Below are 17,679 nucleotides of genomic sequence, written 5' to 3'. Positions count from 1 at the left end.
AGGGGCGGAGGGGCGGAGGGGCGGTCAGGGGAGGGTGAAGGGGAGATCGATGCCGTCGAGGGCGGTGCCGCAGGGGCAGGTGCGGTCTGTGGGGAGGTCGGCGGCCACTGCACCCACGAGGGCGCGCATGCGCTCGCTGTTCGCCGCGAAGAATGCGAAGACCTCGTCTTGGGTGACGCCTTCGCCGGTGTCCACGCCGGCGTCGTGGTCGGTGACCAGGGCGAGCGTGGTGTAGCAGAGGGCCAGTTCGCGGGCGAGGACGGCTTCGGGATAGCCGGTCATGCCGACGATCGACCAGCCGTTGGAGGTGAACCATCGTGACTCCGCCCTGGTGGAGAAGCGGGGTCCTTCGATGACGACGAGAGTGCCGCCGTCCGCGGTGTTCCAGCCGCCGGATTCGGCCTTCGCCAGGGCCAGGGCTCTGCCGTTCGGGCAGTAGGGATCGGCGAAGGGGACGTGGACCGCGCCGCTCGCGTCGTAGTAGGTCTGCGCGCGGCCGGAGGTGCGGTCGACGAGCTGGTCGGGGATCACCAGGGTTCCCGGGCCGTACTCCAGGCGCAGGGAGCCCACGGCGCTCGGGGCAAGCACCTGGCGGACGCCGAGGGAGCGGAGGGCCCAGAGGTTGGCGCGATAGGGGATGCGATGGGGAGGAAATCGGTGGTCACGGCCGTGACGGGGCACGAAGGCCACGGCACGCGAGCCGATGTGCCCGATCGTGATGGTGTCGCTCGGGGGCCCGTACGGCGTCACGACGTCGATCTCCTCGGCGTCGTCGAGGAGGGAGTAGAACCCTGAGCCGCCGATGACGCCGATGTCCGCTCTCATGACCATGGCGCAGACACTAGCGTCCGGATCTCGTGGCGAAGAAGCCGGAAGCGGTACCTGTGGATAACTCGCGCCGGAGGGGGAGGGAGAGGGGTTGGTTGTCCTTTGGCGCCAGGGGTCAGCTGGCCATGGGCGCATCCTATTTCGATCGCCCGATTTGCTACGTCACCTGATTGCCGGCTGGCCGCCGTTGGGCGGCGCCGAGTTCGCCGTACAGCTTCCCGCCGCCTCGGCGCCGGGTGGTGGTGGCAACGAGGTGGCATGGCGCTGGGTTGGGCGCGCGAGAACGTAACGAGGTGGAATCGCGCGGGGTTGGGCGCCCGACGTAACGAGGTGGAATGGCGCTGGGTTGGGCGCGCGAGAACGTAACGAGGTGGAATCGCGCGGGGTTGGGCGCCCGACGTAACGAGGTGGAATGGCGCTGGGTTGGGCGCGCGAGAATGTGCCGCGAACCGGGGTGGCATGAGGTACGAGGGATGTGCGGGTGGGTTGTACGGCGAATGGGCCGTACAACCCGGAGGGTCAGGCGGCGGAGCTGGCGGCGGGGGTGGAGTCCTTCTTGGTGGTGCTGGAGCTCTTGGAGTCGGAGTCCTTCGAGCCGCTGGAGCTCTTGGAGTCCGAGTCGCCGGATCCGCCGGAGGAGGACGAGGAAGAAGAGCCACCGGAGGCCGTCGCGGGCACGGAGGAGTTGGACGAGCGGTTGTCGGTCCGGTAGAAGCCGGAGCCCTTGAAGACGATGCCGACGGCCGAGAACACCTTGCGCAGCTGGCCGTCGCAGCTCGGGCACTTGGTCAGAGGGTCGTCGGTGAATCGCTGGACGACCTCGAGCCCTTCACCGCAAGCGGTACAGGCGTACTGGTAGGTGGGCACGGACTCCTCCTCGTGTGGCTCGCGCAGACTGGCACTCTACCCGTGCGACTGCTAATGGTACGCAGCCGATTAGGCTAAACGCCACCCAGGCGGGTTCTAATCCCCGGCAGGGACTCGGCCTGCCGCCGCCTGAGACTCCCTGGGAGGCTCGGTGTGATCGGGCGGCGTGGGGCCTGTAGGAGGCGCTGTTCGCTCCTGACAGTGGGGTCCGTGGGATTCTAGGGCGCCTCCGGGCTCCAGGTCCGGCGAAGCGGGACGAGGCCCGTCGCTTCTACGGACTGGGGCTGCTGATCGCGTCCGGGTTGGGGCGGTTCGCGGCGGGTGTTGGGGAGACCCCTGCCCGAGATCACCGTCTTGCGCCGACGGCTTTCCGGGCTGGGACGCCCTCATGAGTGCCTGTCCCCTGCCAAACACTGCAATATCCAGACAGGGACGGTTCTCGCTGCGGCTCGGGCGTTGAGCCTGACGGCCGACGGCCTATCGCCACTCCGGCACTCCGTTCACCGGTCCATCGCCGCACAAGGCGCCGGAATCGCCGTACCCCGTCGCGCCGCATCGGCGCCCAAAACACGCCAGTGTGTGCGAGGAGATGATCGTGAGATCGGGAGCCGGGAGTCGGGCCGGGGGCCGGGATTCGAGGGTCGGGGGTCGGGGGTGGGAGTTTTGGGCCGAGGGTTGGAGGGCTGGAGTCGGGGGGCGGGGGTCGGTGGGGCAGGGGAATGGCGGCAGGGCCGGTAGGCCATGGGGATACTGCCCGAGCCGAAGGCGAGGACCTTTTCACCGGTTCGGCGCCGTACAGGGCGGCGGCCTCGCCGTACCCTGTCCTGCCGCGTCGGTGCCCAGTACAGGCCAAAGGGTGCGAGAGGTGATGATCGCGGGATCGGGGGGACGGCAGGGCCGCTAAGCCTGGGAATATGCCCGAGCCGAAGGCGAGGACCTTATTCGCCGCGTTCGCCGTACCAGCCGGCCAGTTTGCCTCGGCGGCTGACCGCTCGCATGCGGCGTTCGACCGTTTGCCGGTACGCGGCGGTGGTGACGATCAGGAGCTGGTCCTCGGCGCGCAGGCGGGTGGAGCCTTCGGGGACGAACGAACGGCCCTCGCGTACGACCATCGTGACCGCCGCGTCCGACGGCAGCCGCAGTTCGAAGATCTCGACGCCGTGCAGCCCGGACCCCGGCGGGATGGTGATCTGGAGCAGGTCGGCGTTGAGCTCTTCGAGGGGTGCGGCCTCGACGCCGAGGTCGCGGGCCTCGTCGGGCGCGCTCACCCCCAGCACCCGGGCCAGGAACGGCAGCGTGGGTCCCTGGACCATCGTGAAGACGATCACGATGACGAAGACCTCGTTGAACACGCCTTTCGCGCCGATGAGCCCGGTCGCCCAGGGGATGGTGGCCAGGACGATCGGCACGGCGCCGCGCAGTCCCGCCCATGACAGGAAGGCCTGTTCCTGCCAGGAGAGCCGGTCGATCCGTCCCACCCGTACGAGCAGCGCCGAGACCATGACCGACAGCGGCCTGGCCAGCAGGAGCAGGGCGAGCCCGGCGATCAGCCCGGGGACGATCGCGGCGGGCAGTTCGTGCGGGCTGGCGAGCATGCCCAGCATGACGAACAGGCCGATCTGGGCGAGCCACGCGGCCCCTTCGGCGAAGCCCCGGGTGGCGGCCCTGTGGGGCAGCCGTACGTTGCCCAGGACGAGCGTCGACAGGTACACGGCGAGGAACCCGCTGCCGTGCAGGAGGGCGGCGCCGCTGTAGGCGACGAACGCGAGGGCGAGCACGGCGATGGGGTAGAGGCCGGATGAGGGCAGGGCGACCCGGCGCAGGGCGTATCCGCCGAGCGGGCCGATGCCGAGGCCGACCGCGCAGCCGACGGCCAGTTCGAACGCGGCGTCGAGCACGACGTTCCCGACGGTGGGCATCGGGGTGTTCACCTGGCTGAGCATCGCGACGACGATCACGGTGGGCGCGTCGTTGAACCCGGACTCGGCCTCCAGGATGCCCGCGAGGCGCTGCGGGAGGGGGAGCCGCCGCAGGACGGAGAACACCGCCGCGGCGTCGGTCGAGGCGAGGATGGCGCCGATGAGCAGGGCCGTGCGCCAGTCCATGTCCAGCAGCCAGTACACGGCACCCGCGAGCGCGAGCACGCTCACGGCGACGCCCGCCGTGGCGAGGACCAGCGCGGTCGGTACGGCCCGGCGTACGTGCTGCCAGTTGGTGGTGAGACCGCCCTCGGCCAGGATCACGGCCAGGGCGGCGAGGCCGATCTGCTGGGCGAGATGGGCGTTCTCGAACTGGATGCCCAGTCCCGCCTCGCCGACCAGCAGCCCGATGGCGAGGTAGATCAGCAGGCTGGGCAGCCCTGTGCGGTGCGCTACTCGTACAGAGGCGATGGCGGCGATGACGACGACGGACGCGAGGAGTAGCCAGACGTTCAGGTTCACCTGCCTCCTCTCTCGCGTCACGTCCGTCCATTGTGTCGTATTCGTATACGCCACTACCATGATGAACGGCTATGGGCTACCGTCACACGCGACACATGCGGTGCTATGGCGACGGGTATCAGGTGACGGCGTGATCGACGAGACTTCCCCGGTTCTGGAGAACGCGAGGAAGGACGAATCGGCCGCCGACCAGGACGTCACCCCGGCGAAGCCGCCCAAGAGGAAACGAAGCCTGGTCCGCCGGCTCCTGATCGTGACCGGCCTGATCTTCGCCATGGTGTTCGCCGCGGGGTTCGCTCTGGTGATGGAGCGTCAGATCACGCTGAACGGCAACATCGAGCGCATCCCTGGAGCGTTCCCCGAGGAGGCCGGGCGCCCGGCCAAGGCGGCGGGCGACGCGCAGAACTGGCTGCTCATCGGTTCTGACAAGCGTCCAGGCGAGTCGGGCAACCAGCGGGCCGACACGATCATGATCGTCCACATCCCGGCCGACCGGGACCGGCTCACCCTCATCGGCATCCCCCGCGACTCTTATGTCCGGATCCCCGGTCGCGGAAACAACAAGATCAACGCGGCGTACGCGTTCGGTGGCCCGCAGTTGCTGATCAAGACGGTGGAGAACCTCACGAAGGTCCGTGTCGACCATTTCGCGGCCCTGGACTTCCAGGGGTTCGTCACCATGACGCAGGTGATCGGCGGCGTCGACGTGGACGTGGCCCGCAAGGTGTACGACCCGATGAGCAAGATCACCTGGCCGCAGGGCCGCGTGCATCTGGAGGGGGAGAAGGCCCTGCTGTTCGTCCGGCAGAGGTACAACCTGCCGGGTGGCGACTTCGACCGGATCAAGCGCCAGCAGGCGTTCATCGGGGCGATGGGGCACAAGATCATCAGCAGGGAGCTGCTGACCGATCCGTTCAAACTGAACGGGTTCCTGGAGGCGCTCACGCGGGCGGTCAGCGTCGACTCCGGGGTGACGCTGGGCACGCTGCGCGACCTCGCGCTGGAGCTCAGGGACATCCGGCCGGACACCGTCGACTCCACCACGCTGCCCACGCTCGGCACCGCCACCGTCAAGGGCGCGAGCGTCGTCCGCCTCAACAGGCAGGCGGGGGCGCTGTTCTACGAGGCGATCAGGAACGACACGCTGGGGGAGTACTTCAGGGAGAGCGGCGGCCTGAACGACCTCACGATCCTCCCCTGACGACCGGCGACCGGCGCCTCACGACCACGAGCGACGGCCGACGCCCCACGACCCACGACCCACGACCCACGACCCAGGCCTTACGCCGGGCGAAAGGGTCAGCCCGGGATGGGGACGATTCCCGACGGCAGGGCCGCCACCGACACCGCCTGGTCGTGCGGCTCCGCGGGGACGCCGCCGATCAGCTCCCCCTCGTGCAGCAGCGCGACCCTCGGCACGTTCGGCCCCACCCGTGCCAGCGCCCGGTCGTACGAGCCGCCGCCGCGTCCCAGCCTGATGCCGGTGACCGGGTCGACGGCCAGCGCGGGCACGATCACCAGCGCGGCCGTGCGGATGGTGTCGACGCCCCGCCGGGTGTCCACCGGCTCCATGAGGCCGCGCGGCCCGGGGGCCAGCGAGCCGGGCCCGTCGTAGACGGCCCAGTCGAGGTCGCCGTCCGGCTGGAGCACGGGCAGGATGACCGTGGCGCCGTGCTTCCACAGGGCGAACACCAGTCCGTGGGTGGCCGGTTCTGTGCCCATCGACCAGTAGCACGCGACCAGCCCGGCCATCTGCACCCAAGGCTGGTCGAGTAGCGTTTCCCTGATCGCGGTCGCCGGGCCGCGCGGATCGGCGAGCCCCGCACGTGCGGCGACGATCCTCCGGCGCAGCTCCGCCTTGTCCACTCGGCCCTCCATTAAGGTGCATCCATGGCTGACTACGATCCTGTGACGAAAGTCGTCATCCCCGCCGCCGGTCTCGGTACGCGCTTCCTGCCGGCCACCAAGGCGACCCCCAAAGAGATGCTTCCGATCGTCGACAAGCCGGCCATCCAGTATGTGGTCGAGGAGGCGGTGTCGGCCGGGCTCCTCGATCTCCTCATGGTGACAGGCCGGAACAAGCGCTCCATCGAGGACCACTTCGACAGAGCGTACGAGCTGGAGGAGGTGCTCGCCGCCAAGGGTGATTCGGAGCGGCTCTCCCAGGTGCTCGAACCCGTCGAGATCGCCACGTTCCACTACGTGCGGCAGGGCGAGCCGAAGGGCCTCGGTCACGCCGTCCTGTGCGCGAAGCAGCACGTCGGCAACCACCCGTTCGCCTGCCTGCTGGGCGACGACCTGATCGACCGCCGCGACCACCTCCTCAAGCGCATGATCGAGGTGCGGGACACCTACGGCGGCAGCGTGGTCGCGCTGATGGAGGTGCCGAGGGAGCAGGTCTCCCTGTACGGCTGCGCGGAGATCTCGCCGACGTCGGAGGACGACGTGGTCCGGGTCACCGGCCTGGTGGAGAAGCCCGCCCCGGACGAGGCGCCGTCCAACTGGGCGGTCATCGGGCGGTACGTCATCGACCCCGCGGTGTTCGAGGTGCTGGAGAACACCCCTCCGGGGCGTGGCGGCGAGATCCAGCTCACCGACGCCCTGCTCGAGCTCGCGGGCCGTTCCACCGAGGAGGGCGGCCCCGTGCACGGCCTGCTGTTCCGCGGCCGCCGGTACGACACGGGCAACAAGCTCGACTACCTGCGCACGGTCGTGCAGTTCGCGGCGGACCGGCCGGACCTGGCCCCGGACTTCATGCCGTGGTTGCGCGAGTTCCTGGACGAAGTCGCGCCGTGAGCCCCGTATGCCCCGTATGCCCGGTGAGTTCCGTGGAACCGGCCGATCCCTCCCCCCGCCGGCGGGCGCGATGAAGACGGTCGACGCGCACCTGGCCGAGATCCTCGCCGCGGTCCGCCCGCTGGACCCGGTCGAGCTGGACCTCGACGCGGCGCTCGGCGCCACACTGGCCGAGGACGTCACCTCGCCGGTCGCCCTGCCGCCGTTCGACAACTCGGCCATGGACGGGTACGCCGTGCGCGCGGCGGACGTCGCGGCGGCGGCCGACGACGCCCCTGTGGTGCTGCCGGTCACCGTGGACGTGGCGGCCGGCGACACGGCGCCGAGGAGGGTGGAGCCCGGCCTGGTCACGCGCATCATGACCGGGGCGCCGCTGCCCGATGGCGCCGACGCCGTGGTGCCCGTCGAGTGGACCGACGGGGGCACCGTCAAGGTCGCGATCCGCCGGGCCGCGCCCCTGGGCAACGCCATCCGCAGGTCGGGGGAGGACGTCCTGGCGGGCGGCCTCGTGCTCACGGCGGGCGCCGTGCTCGGCCCGGCCCAGCTCGGCATCCTCGCCGGGGTGGGCCGCCGGACGGTGCTCGCCCATCCGCGTCCCCGGGTGGTGGTGCTGTCCACCGGCGCCGAGCTCGTCGAACCGGGTACGCCGCTGGGGCACGGGCAGATCTGGGAGTCCAACAGCTTCACCATGGTCGCGGCCGTACGGCAGGCGGGCGGGGAGGCGTACCGCCGGCGCGCCGTCGGCGACGATCCCGCCGAGTTCCTCGCCACCCTGAACGGCCTGCTCGGCGAGGCCGACGCCGTGATCACGACCGGCGGCATCTCCATGGGTGCCTACGAGCCGGTCAAGGAGGCGCTGTCCCCGCTGGGGCCGATCCGGTTCGAGAAGATCGCCATGCAGCCGGGGATGCCGCAGGGTTTCGGGCTGCTGGGCGAGCGCGGCGTACCGATCTTCACGCTGCCCGGCAATCCCGTCTCGTCGTACGTCTCGTTCGTGCTGTACGTGAAGCCTGCCCTCGCCCGGATGCGCGGGCTGCCCGCGACGCCGCCGGCCACCGTCACGGCGACGACGATGGCGCCGCTGCGCTCGCCGGCGGGCAGGCGTTCCTTCCTGCGCGGGGTCCTCGGGGTCGCGGACGGGGGTGCGGCCACGGTGGTCCCCGTGCACGGGCAGGGGTCCCACCAGCTTGCGGCGCTCGCGGGGGCGAACGCCCTGATCGTGGTGCCCGAGGACGTCACCGGCCTGCCTGAGGGCGCGACGGTGGAGGTGATCCCGCTGTGAACCGGCGACCCGGGCCCCGCTGTGAACGCGCGAGCGGGTTCCGCTGTGAACGCGCGAGTGGGCTTCGCTGTGAACGTACGACCGGGCCCCGCGACAGTGGAGAGGGTTCCGGCGTGAGGGAGGTGGTGCGCTGTGGGTGAGCTGACGCATCTGGACGAGTCCGGCGCCGCCCGTATGGTCGACGTGTCCGCCAAGGACGTCAGCGTCCGTACGGCGCGCGCCTCCGGGCGGGTGCTGCTGTCGGCGGACGCGGTGGCGGTGCTGCGGTCCGGCACGGTCCCGAAGGGGGACGCGATCGGGGTCGCCCGCATCGCCGGGATCCAGGGGGCCAAGCGCACCCCCGACCTGATCCCGCTGTGTCACCCGATCGCGTTGCACGGCGTCAAGGTGGAGATCGCCGTGGTCGACGCGGGCGTGGAGATCATCGTCCGGGTCAAGACCGCCGACCGTACGGGCGTGGAGATGGAGGCGCTCACGGCCGTGACGGTCGCGGGCCTGGCGATGATCGACATGATCAAGGCGGTGGACCCGGCGGCGGTGATCACCGACGTGCGGGTCGAGGAGAAGACCGGTGGCAAGACCGGCGTCTGGACCCGCCCGTGAGGGCCCTCCGTGGCGGGGGTCGCCGCCGGGCTCCGTCCCTGGACCCGACCGCGAGGACCTTCGCCGGGATTCGCTTGTGAGGGCCCTGGTGGTGACGGCCTCCACCCGGGCCGCCGCCGGGGTCTACCCCGACAAATCAGGGCAACTGCTTGCCTCGTTGCTCGCCGAGGCGGGCTGCGAAACGGTGGACGGCCCTCGGGTGGTGCCCGACGGCGAGCCGGTCGAGACCGCCCTGCGCGAGGGCGTCCGGGACGGGTACGACGTGATCGTCACCACCGGGGGCACCGGCCTCACCCCGCGGGACCTCACCCCGGAGATGACCCGCAGGGTGATCGAACGGGAGATCCCCGGCATCGCCGAAGCCGTGCGCCAGGCGAACCGCGACAAGGTGCCCACCTCGATCCTCTCGCGCGGGCTCGCCGGGCAGGCGGGCACGACCCTCATCGTGAACCTGCCCGGATCATCGGGGGGCGTACGGGACGGGATGGCCGTTCTCGCCCCCGTGCTCCGGCACGCCGTCGACCAGATCAGGGGCGGCGACCACCCCCGCCCCTGAGCGGCCCCCGGCCATGGGAGGCGAGGTCGTGACGGCCGCCATGGCGAATTGGGGGCCGGACAGGGGATGATTGATCCGTGGATCGACTTCGCGGCTGGCCGGTGACCCTTGACGAGGGACCGGTGGGCCTCCGGCCGCTGCGTCTGCGTGACGTCAACGCCTGGCGGGAGACGCGGCTGCGCAACGCCGACTGGCTGCGGCCGTGGGAACCCAGCAACCCCGAGACCCCGCTGTTCCGCACGGGCCTCGGGCCGTACATCTCCATGGTCGGCACGCTTCGGCGCGAGGCGCGGCAGGGGCTCGCGCTGCCGTGGGTCGTGACCTGGCGCGGGGCGTTCGCCGGCCAGCTCACGGTGGGCGCGATCGTCTGGGGCTCCGCGCGGTCGGCCCAGGTCGGCTACTGGGTGAGCGGGGCGCTGGCCGGGCGCGGGATCACCCCGACGGCGCTCGCGATGGCCGTGGACCATTGCTTCTTCACGGTGGGCCTGCACCGGCTTGAGGCGAACATCCGGCCGGAGAACCACGCCAGCCGGCGCGTGGTGGAGAAGCTCGGTTTCCGCGAGGAAGGGGTCCGGCGGCGGCAGCTCCACATCGACGGCGCCTGGCGCGACCACATCTGCTACGCGCTGACCCTCGAGGACGTGCCCCGGGGGCTGCTGGCCCAGTGGAGGCAGACCCGGGAGAAGACCGCTCACGACGGCTCCTCCTAGCCAGCTATATACAGGTTTGACGCAGGCCTGGGGATAAACAGGTTGACGATCTCGCGACACACCGCACTGAATACTCGTCAACCAGTGACACGCGGTCCTACGGTGCGTGACGTGAGCACATTTGCGACGGCGCCCGCCCCGTGGTGTGTTCACGCTGCCCGGGGGTGGGCTGATGCTTAGCGCCTTCCTCTATCTCGGCATCGTGCTCATGTGGTTGTGCGTCCTGGTGCCGATGTGGTTGCGCTATGACCGCCACACGGTCGACATCGACGATCTTTACGAGGAGGGCGAGGAGGGCGAGGAGTCCGACGGCTCCGCCGAGTCGGACGGCGACACGTTGTGCGACGTCCCCGTGCACGAGATCCCGGCCGCCCGCGCGCCGCTCGACGCCGACGCCGACGACGAGGTCACCGTGGAACTCGCCCCCGCCGAGCCACGCGCCGAACAGCGTGCAGAGCCTCGCACCGAGCGGCGCACCGAGTCTCGCGCAGACCAGCGCGCCGACGCACGCTCCGAGCAGCGTGCGGGGCTTCGTGGTCATGCCTCCGATGCGTCGTCCCCCGCGGAGAGGGACGCCCAGGGCCCGGCCGAGGCGTCCGGTCCCGTCGCGCCGCCGGTTTCCGGGGTGTCCGAGCAGGTTTCCGATGTGCCGTCCGATGGTTCGTCCGGTTCCCCATCAGGTATCAATGGGAAGGTGCCGCCGATCGAGTTCCGCCGCCGGGCCAGCGTGATGGCCCGGCGTCGCCGCTGGCTGCTCTGGAGCGTGCTACTGCACATCGCCTCTCTGGTGACGGCGGCCGTGGGCGTGGCGCCGTGGTGGAGCGTGGCGCCTTCCGTCGTGCTGCTGGTGTCCTACCTCGCGGTCCTGCGCGTCGCCGTCGGGGCGGACACCGAGCGGCGCGCCGAGGCCGCGCGGGCCCGCGCGGAACGGGAGCGCCAGGAGCGCGAGCATCGGCTCGCCGTGGAACTCGCCGCGCAGCAGGCCGAGGCCGAGATCATCGAGTTCCGCAGGCGCGTCGAGCCTTTCGACCAGTACGCCGACCGCACCCGCCGCGCCGTGGGCGACTGATCAAGCCTCGGCGGGCACCGAGTCGGCCGTGGCGAGGCGGTCAGAGCCTAGCTCGGGACGCTGCGGCCCTCCGTCCTGGTGATGCTGATCCCGCCGGACGAGCCGCGCAGCCCGAAGCCGTAGCGGTACTGCTGCCGTGCCTGCGCGGTCGTGAGGACGTCGCCGATGGCGGCGGTGCCGAGCCGGCGCCACACCCCGGCGCTCTCCGCGTACGAGGTGATCATCGTGCCGGAGAGCAGGAGTGCGAAGCGGTCGCCCCGCCGCAGGGTCAGCGGCGTCTCGCCGGGAGTGCTGACGAAGGCGCCGCCCACCTGCACGTTGAGCCCCGACTGTTTGCGGGTGTTGTTGTACCAGGCGGTCACGTAACTGTTCCCGTCCTTCACCCAGCCCACGAAGATGCTGTCCTCCGGCGCGCCGGTGCCGGCGAACGTACCGGCGGTCACGATGCTGACCGCGGTCCCCGAGGACGGCAGCCCGGGCCCGGCGATCATGCCGAAGAACGGCTCGGAGTCGGCGCCGGTGAACCTGCCGTCGCCGCTGCTGATCACCGGGATGGTCTCGTTGTTCTCCGGCCGGTACGCGGCGTACGCGCCGGAGGTGTCGTCGGTGAAGCGGTCGAGGACGTCGACGTGCGAGAACGCCGCGAGGGTGAAGGTACCGTCGCCCGGCGCGGCCGCCTCGGCCCCCTTGTCGCCGCCGTGCAAGGAGGGTACGAAGATCACCGCCGCCGTCACGGCCAGCGCCACGGCCGCGGCCGCCGCCGCGAGCACCGGCCACCGGCGCGCGAGCGGTCCGCGGGACGACCTGGTCCCGGCGGCCCTGACCCCCGGCGACGTCGGTTCGAGATCCGGACCGGGCGGTGACCCTGGATCGGTGCCCGGACCGCCGGGCTGCCGCTCCAGGAGGGTGCGGGGGGTGGCGTGGTTGCCGGTGAGGTCGCGCAGCAGGCGCGCGGCGGGCGGGCGGGCCGAGGGCTCCTTGGCCAGGCAGGCGAGGACGATCGCGCGCAACGGATCGGGCACGCCCGAGACGTCCGGCTGACCGTTCAGGATGGCGTGCAGGATCGCCGGGACGGCCTTGGCGGGGAACGCCATCCGCCCCGTCGCGGCGAAGACCATCGTGCTGGCCCACGAGAACATGTCGGACGCCACCGTGACCGGCGCCTCGGTGAACTGCTCGGGCGACATGTAGGCGGGGGTGCCGACCAGGTGGGTGCTGCTCGTCATGTGGTCGAGCGCGCGGGCGATGCCGAAGTCGATCACCACCGGGCCCTCGGGGCCGAGGATCACGTTGGCCGGCTTGAAGTCCCGGTGCACGATCCCGACCTGGTGGATCGAGGCCAGCGCGGTGAGTGTGGCGACCGCCAGCCGTTCCAGCCCGCTGCCGGTGCGCGGCCCGTCCGTCTTGACAAGGTGGTCGAGCGAAGGGCCGGGGACGTACTCGCTGACGATGTACGGCCGGTCGCCCGCCATGCCCGTGCTGATCACCCTGGCCGTGCAGAACGCGGCGACGCTCGCCGCGACCTCGGCCTCGCGCAGGAACCGCCGCCTGACCTCGGCGTCGGGGGAGAACCGGGCGTGCAGCAGCTTGATGGCCACCTGCGTCCCGTCGGCTGATCGCCCGAGGTAGACCGTGCCCTGGCCGCCTTCGCCGAGCAGCGTGGAGATCCGGTAGTCACCGATGCTTTCGGGCTCGCCGGACCTCAGCACGCGAGGAACCGTCACCGCTTCACCCCGCACAATCGGATGATCACCCTATGCCCCGGCCCACCGTAGTCCGTGGCCCTGGACCGGCGCCGGAGAACGACGACATTCCACCGCCTTCCACCTGGAGGTCGGCGACCACAACCCTCATCTCGGCCCCGCCGAAACACCCCTGTCGCCAGGCCGGGCGTGGTGCACGTCGATAAATATTGATGACCGGTCGGTCAGATTGTTTGGTAGAGTCGGGGCATGATCGACGGACGACTTCTGCGCGGGGAACGGACCCGCCAGGCCGTGCTGGACACCGGGGTCTCACTGGCCTCGGTGGAGGGTCTTGAGGGCCTGTCCCTCGCCCGGCTCGCGCAGACCCTCGGCGTCAGCAAATCGGGGCTTTTCGTGCACTGGCCGGACAAGCAGGGTCTCCAGCTCGCGATCATCGAGCACGCCCGCCGGCAGTTCATCGAGCAGATCGTCCGGCCCGCGCTGCGCGCCCCCAAGGGGTTGCCGCGGCTCTGGGCCCTGCACGAACGCCGCCTGGCCTTCTACGAGGCCGGGACGCTCCCCGGCGGCTGCTTCTTCGCCGCCGTCGGCGCCGAACTCGACGACCGGCCGGGTCCCGTCCGCGACTCCGTCGTCCAGGCCAAGGACGAGTGGATGGACCTGCTGAACCGGCTCACCACGCAGGCCGTCGAACGGGGAGAGCTCCGGCCCGGCACCGACGCCGGCCAGCTCGCCTTCGAGGTCGAGGCGCTCGGCGAGGCCGTGGTCGTCCACCACCACCTGCTCCGCCGTGAACGCAGCTACCTCTACGCCCGGCGCGCCGTGCTCGACCGGCTCCGGGCCCTCGCGACCGACCCCAGCGTCCTACCGGAGGCCTGAAATGACCACCGCCCTGCGCATCGGGCACACCCAGCCCGTCCAGATCCACTTCGAGGACCTCGACGCGATGGGCGTCGTCCACAACGGCCGCTACGTGCTGCTGCTGGAACGCGCGCTCACGGCATACTGGGCCACGCACGGCTGGCCGTTCGACCCGGCCCTGCCGCACTTCGCCGAGGTCTTCTTCGTGGTGCGCGAGTTCACCATCACCTACCACGTCCCCGTCACCACGGTGGGCGAGGTCGCCGTCCACTTCTGGGTCGAACACCTCGGCACGACCAGCGTGGTGTACCGCTTCCGCGTCCTGTCCGGGGACCACACGGTCGTCCACGCCGAAGGCCGCCGCGTCCAGGTGAAGATCGACCAGACGACCCTGAACCCCAGCCCGATCGGCCCCTCCGTACGCGAGGCCATCGTCCCGCTGATGCACACCTCGTGACGCACTCCCCGGTGACCGTTTCTCCGCCGATGGTCCAGGCCGCTCACAAGCCGGGACGGCGGGCCATCATGGCCTCGGGTCCCCTTTCTTCACCTGCTCGAAGAGCCCGACCGACCATCGGACGGGCCGGCCGGTCGGCGCGCCGGGCATTTCCCACCTGAGCCGCACCGTGATCCACTTACCCGCGGGCGCGTCGAATTCGCTGATCGCCATGGGGTACGACCCGGTCGTCCATACGGCGCAGTCGCCGGCGACGCCGAGGTCGCGGCCGTTCACCTGGTAGGTGTAACGCATGCGGTCGGCCAGCGTACCCGTGCAGAGCTGGTCCAGGCCCAGCTTGCGGCCCCTGCCCATGACCTTGAACGTGGCCTCCGAGTTCTGCGGCCACGTGCCGTTCCGCACCTCAAGGAGCTTCTCCCCCTCCACACGCTCGGGAAAAGCCTTGGGCGCCCGCGGCCGGCTGGGCGTCTCCGCGGGCAGCCACTCATAGATGGCGAAATGCCAGACGGCTTGGTCCTGCGGTCCGGTCACGGGTTCACAGGTCTTCTTGCCCGAGCCCTGCACACAGGCCGAAGGTTCGCCCCGGCTTATGGTGAACTTGATCGTCACCTCACTGGCGCCCTTGGGCACTGACAGCGGCTTCAGCGTCATCTTCTTCGTGCACGGCCCGATGAAGCTCGATTCGATCGACACCTTCCCGTCGATCGAGGTGATGGGAGGGACCTGTGCCTTCTCACCGCCGTCGCAGGTCGCCGCGATGTCGAGAGGTCTGCCCGACACCGGCACCGTAACGATGGCCTTCGGCCGGCCGGGCGGCTCGAGCCTGGTGACGGCCAGGCGTGTGTACTCGGCCCCGTCGTCGGCGGTGAACCGCCCAGGAAGGTCGGGGGACGGCCGCACGGCCGCTGTCGTGGTGTCGCGGGGCCGGCCGGGCGTCAGGTCCACCAGCGGCAGGGCCATCACGCTCACCGCGGCCAGTACCGCGGCCGCCGCCGCGCCGCGCCGGCGCCGCCGGGTTCGCCTGATGCGCGCCTCGACCTGGGCGTATCGCGCCGGATTCGGCGCGGGCGCGTCATCGCCACGCTCGCGCAGGACACTGCGCAACTCATGCATGCTCATCGACACAGCTCCTTCACGATCGAGTCGTCCATTCGCAGCTTGGCCAGCGCTTTCGCGGTCTGGCTCTTGACCGTGCCGATCCCGCAACCGAGCACATCGGCCGCCTCGGCCAGCGAGAGATCTTCGTAGAAGCGCAGCACCATCACCGCGCGCTGTCTCACCGGCAGCCTGCCGAGGGCACGCCACATCGCGTCGCGCTCATCCGATTTCTCGCTTCCGTCACCGGCGCGTACGCCTTCCGGCAGCTCATCGCTCGGGAGCTCGTGCCGCCAGCGCCTTCGCCGCCAGGAGACATACGTCGTCACCAGCACCTTGCGCGCGTACGCTTCCGGCTCGCTCAATCTCGGCCAGGCGAACCACGTCTTGACCAGCGACTCCTGGAGGAGGTCCTCCGCGGTCGCCCAGTCGTGCGTCAGCATGTACGCGACGCGCAGCAACCGATCGGACCGCGTCGCCACGAAATCCGCGTAGATCGCTCGATCTGCCAAACCCTGCCTCCAGCCACCGCCCGTTGACGGTACTGACGCATCGAGCACGCCCGGAGGTTGTCCGCGCGAGACATCGGATACGCGACGGGTTTCCGCGTCGTCAGTCGTTCTCCAGGTCGAGCAGGCCTCGGCGAAAGGCGACGGCGACGGCGGCCGCGCGGTCGTTCACGCCGAGTTTGAGGTAGATGTGCAGCAGGTGGCTCTTGACGGTGGCCTCGCTGACGAAAAGGCGCGCGGCGACCTCGCGGTTGGTGGTGCCCTGGGCGATGAGGTCCAGGACCTCCAGTTCCCGCGCGCTCAGCGGGTCGGCGGGAGCGCGTACCTGACCGAGGAGGCGGGTGGCCACCGACGGGGACAGCACGGCCTCGCCCCGCCTCGCCGTACGGACGGCGCGGATGAGGTCGTCGCGCTGGGTGTCCTTGAGCAGGTAGCCGGTGGCGCCGGCCTCGATGGCCGTCAGGACGTCCTTGTCGGTGTCGTAGGTGGTGAGGACGAGGACGCGTGCCGTGACCCCGAGCCGCGCGAGTTCCTTGATGGCCGCGACGCCGTCCATCTTCGGCATCCGCAGGTCCATGAGGATCACGTCCGGCTTCAGGGCCCGTGCGAGCTCGACCGCCTGCGCGCCGTCTCCGGCCTCGGCGAGCACCTCGAAGCCCGGGTCGCCGGCGAACATGCCGCGGAGGCCGTCACGGACGATGGGGTGGTCGTCGGCGATCAGCAACCGGATCGGGGGCTCAGCCACGGGCCATCGCCGGAACGCTGGCCGAGATGGCGGTGCCGCCACCGGGCTCCGACTCGATCTCCAGGGTGCCCGCCAGGCGGCTGACGCGCGTGCGCATCGAGGTCAGGCCGAAGCCGCCGCCGTCCCGGACGCGTTCCGGGTCGAATCCGGCGCCGTCGTCGCGCACGTCCAGGGTGACCACGTCCTCCATGTACGAAACGGTCAGCCCGACCCGGGACGCGCCCGCGTGCTTGGCCGCGTTGGCCAGGGCCTCCTGCGCGGTGCGGAGCAGGGTCTCCTCCACCACCGGATGCATGGGACGGACCGTACCGGTCATGGTGACGTCGGCGCGCACCCCGTTGAGCTCGCTCCACCGGGCCACGAGCTCGCGCAACGCCTCGGGCAACGGCGTCGTCTCCAGCTGGCCGGGTCCGACCGCGTTGACGGAGCGCCGCGCTTCGGTGAGGCTCTCCCGCGCCAGCCGTACGGCGTTGTCCACGCGGTGCCGCCAGTCCTCGGCCCGCTGCGCCGCCTGGAGCTGGGTGATGATGCCGGCCAGGCCCTGGGCGAGGGTGTCGTGGATCTCCGCCGCCATGCGCTGCCGCTCGTCCAGCACACCCGCCTCCCGCGCCTGTACCAGGAGCTGGGCCTGGAGACCGGTGTTCTCCTTCATCGCCTTCTCAAGCTGCGCCACGGTCCGCTTCCGCTCGGCGCTGCGCTCGGCCGTGATGTCGCCGAAGAAGCTGAACAGGCCGACCACGGTCACGATGGCGGCGGTGAAGAACAGGTAGGTGAAGATCGCGGATGGGGTGGGGTCGGGCAACCCGCCGTTGTACGCCGCGACGCTGATCGCCGCCGTGGCGGTCACCCCGGCGAACCGCCACGTGCCGTTCAGGTACTGCCATGAGTGCAGGTACCCGGCGAAGCCGAAGAAGCTGGCGAACCATATCCCCTGCGTGCAGAGCACTCCGACCAGGACCACCAGGCCCGTCACGTAGACCACGCCTCGCGGCACCAGCCGGATCCAGGCGGCGGCCGACGCGGCCAGCGCGATCGTCTGCCACGACCGGCCGTTCACGAGGAGGGCGAGCACGGTGGAGATCGTCAGCAGGATGTACGGCGCGGCCGCCATCTGGCGGTCCAGGAGTTTCTCCCACTGGTCGAGCCGCCCGGTCATC

General features: G+C 70.7%; 18 protein-coding genes. 9 read left to right on the top strand and 9 right to left on the bottom strand.

Going from position 1 to position 17,679, the window contains the following annotated elements; translation table 11 throughout:
- Positions 1–24: 24 nt before the first annotated feature.
- The 3 genes from NYZ98_RS36610 to NYZ98_RS36600 all read right to left on the bottom strand — a co-directional run bounded on the left by NYZ98_RS36610 (position 25) and on the right by NYZ98_RS36600 (position 4,136).
- Entirely contained in the window at positions 25–831 is an 807-nt protein-coding gene (locus tag NYZ98_RS36610) for an S-methyl-5'-thioadenosine phosphorylase (protein ID WP_262849072.1), read from the bottom strand.
- A 516-nt stretch (positions 832–1,347) separates the two neighbouring features.
- Positions 1,348–1,695: an FmdB family zinc ribbon protein gene (locus NYZ98_RS36605; protein ID WP_262849070.1), complete on the bottom strand. Its 348-nt coding sequence runs from the start codon at positions 1,693–1,695 to the stop codon at positions 1,348–1,350.
- 938 nt (positions 1,696–2,633) lie between these two features.
- Complete coding sequence (locus tag NYZ98_RS36600; RefSeq protein ID WP_262849068.1) at positions 2,634–4,136, bottom strand: potassium/proton antiporter; 1,503 nt, start codon at positions 4,134–4,136, stop codon at positions 2,634–2,636.
- Between the two features lie 130 nt (positions 4,137–4,266).
- Here NYZ98_RS36600 and NYZ98_RS36595 point away from each other — a divergent pair, with 130 nt between their 5' ends.
- The gene (locus NYZ98_RS36595; RefSeq protein WP_262849066.1) at positions 4,267–5,337 is read left to right on the top strand and encodes an LCP family protein; all 1,071 of its coding nucleotides are present in this window, start codon (positions 4,267–4,269) and stop codon (positions 5,335–5,337) included.
- Between the two features lie 98 nt (positions 5,338–5,435).
- On the opposite strand, the gene NYZ98_RS36590 is transcribed toward NYZ98_RS36595, so the two are convergent.
- Positions 5,436–6,002 (bottom strand): 5-formyltetrahydrofolate cyclo-ligase, encoded by a 567-nt coding sequence (locus NYZ98_RS36590; protein WP_262849063.1) that lies wholly within the window; start codon positions 6,000–6,002, stop codon positions 5,436–5,438.
- Positions 6,003–6,026: 24 nt separating this feature from the next.
- Here NYZ98_RS36590 and galU point away from each other — a divergent pair, with 24 nt between their 5' ends.
- The 6 genes from galU (at position 6,027) to NYZ98_RS36560 (ending at position 11,152) form a co-directional block, all read left to right on the top strand.
- Positions 6,027–6,932, top strand: coding sequence for a UTP--glucose-1-phosphate uridylyltransferase GalU (gene galU / locus NYZ98_RS36585; protein ID WP_262849061.1), 906 nt, complete (start codon positions 6,027–6,029; stop codon positions 6,930–6,932).
- Positions 6,933–7,002: 70 nt separating this feature from the next.
- The gene (glp, locus tag NYZ98_RS36580; protein ID WP_262849058.1) at positions 7,003–8,214 is read left to right on the top strand and encodes a molybdotransferase-like divisome protein Glp; all 1,212 of its coding nucleotides are present in this window, start codon (positions 7,003–7,005) and stop codon (positions 8,212–8,214) included.
- Positions 8,215–8,388: 174 nt separating this feature from the next.
- A complete protein-coding gene (moaC, locus tag NYZ98_RS36575; protein WP_262849074.1) occupies positions 8,389–8,817 on the top strand; it encodes a cyclic pyranopterin monophosphate synthase MoaC in 429 nt (142 codons plus the stop codon).
- Positions 8,818–8,893: 76 nt separating this feature from the next.
- Complete coding sequence (locus tag NYZ98_RS36570) at positions 8,894–9,373, top strand: MogA/MoaB family molybdenum cofactor biosynthesis protein (protein ID WP_262849056.1); 480 nt, start codon at positions 8,894–8,896, stop codon at positions 9,371–9,373.
- A 77-nt stretch (positions 9,374–9,450) separates the two neighbouring features.
- A complete protein-coding gene (locus NYZ98_RS36565) occupies positions 9,451–10,083 on the top strand; it encodes a GNAT family N-acetyltransferase (protein WP_262849054.1) in 633 nt (210 codons plus the stop codon).
- 172 nt (positions 10,084–10,255) lie between these two features.
- A complete protein-coding gene (locus tag NYZ98_RS36560; RefSeq protein ID WP_262849051.1) occupies positions 10,256–11,152 on the top strand; it encodes a hypothetical protein in 897 nt (298 codons plus the stop codon).
- 47 nt (positions 11,153–11,199) lie between these two features.
- Here NYZ98_RS36560 and NYZ98_RS36555 read toward each other — a convergent pair whose 3' ends face one another.
- Positions 11,200–12,876, bottom strand: a complete 1,677-nt coding sequence (locus NYZ98_RS36555) for a serine/threonine-protein kinase (RefSeq protein ID WP_262849049.1) — start codon at positions 12,874–12,876, stop codon at positions 11,200–11,202.
- 228 nt (positions 12,877–13,104) lie between these two features.
- Here NYZ98_RS36555 and NYZ98_RS36550 point away from each other — a divergent pair, with 228 nt between their 5' ends.
- Complete coding sequence (locus tag NYZ98_RS36550; protein ID WP_262849047.1) at positions 13,105–13,734, top strand: TetR/AcrR family transcriptional regulator; 630 nt, start codon at positions 13,105–13,107, stop codon at positions 13,732–13,734.
- A gap of 1 nt (position 13,735) precedes the next feature.
- A complete protein-coding gene (locus NYZ98_RS36545) occupies positions 13,736–14,173 on the top strand; it encodes an acyl-CoA thioesterase (RefSeq protein ID WP_262849044.1) in 438 nt (145 codons plus the stop codon).
- Between the two features lie 66 nt (positions 14,174–14,239).
- Here NYZ98_RS36545 and NYZ98_RS36540 read toward each other — a convergent pair whose 3' ends face one another.
- The 4 genes from NYZ98_RS36540 to NYZ98_RS36525 form a co-directional block, all read right to left on the bottom strand.
- Positions 14,240–15,292 (bottom strand): hypothetical protein, encoded by a 1,053-nt coding sequence (locus tag NYZ98_RS36540; protein WP_262849042.1) that lies wholly within the window; start codon positions 15,290–15,292, stop codon positions 14,240–14,242.
- Positions 15,289–15,780 (bottom strand): SigE family RNA polymerase sigma factor, encoded by a 492-nt coding sequence (locus NYZ98_RS36535; protein ID WP_262849040.1) that lies wholly within the window; start codon positions 15,778–15,780, stop codon positions 15,289–15,291. Before NYZ98_RS36535 ends, NYZ98_RS36540 begins: the two co-directional genes overlap by 4 nt.
- Before the next feature lie 100 nt (positions 15,781–15,880).
- On the bottom strand, positions 15,881–16,522 hold the full coding sequence (locus tag NYZ98_RS36530) for a response regulator (RefSeq protein ID WP_262849038.1): 642 nt from the start codon (positions 16,520–16,522) through the stop codon (positions 15,881–15,883).
- Positions 16,515–17,678 carry a sensor histidine kinase gene (locus tag NYZ98_RS36525; RefSeq protein WP_262849036.1) on the bottom strand — a complete coding sequence of 388 codons (1,164 nt, stop codon included), beginning with the start codon at positions 17,676–17,678 and terminating at the stop codon, positions 16,515–16,517. The genes NYZ98_RS36530 and NYZ98_RS36525 overlap by 8 nt, the downstream gene beginning before the upstream one ends.
- Position 17,679 lies beyond the last annotated feature (1 nt).

This window comes from Sphaerisporangium corydalis, from assembly GCF_025506355.1.
Taxonomy (GTDB): domain Bacteria; phylum Actinomycetota; class Actinomycetes; order Streptosporangiales; family Streptosporangiaceae; genus Sphaerisporangium; species Sphaerisporangium corydalis.
This window is presented reverse-complemented; position numbering and strand designations above follow the sequence as displayed.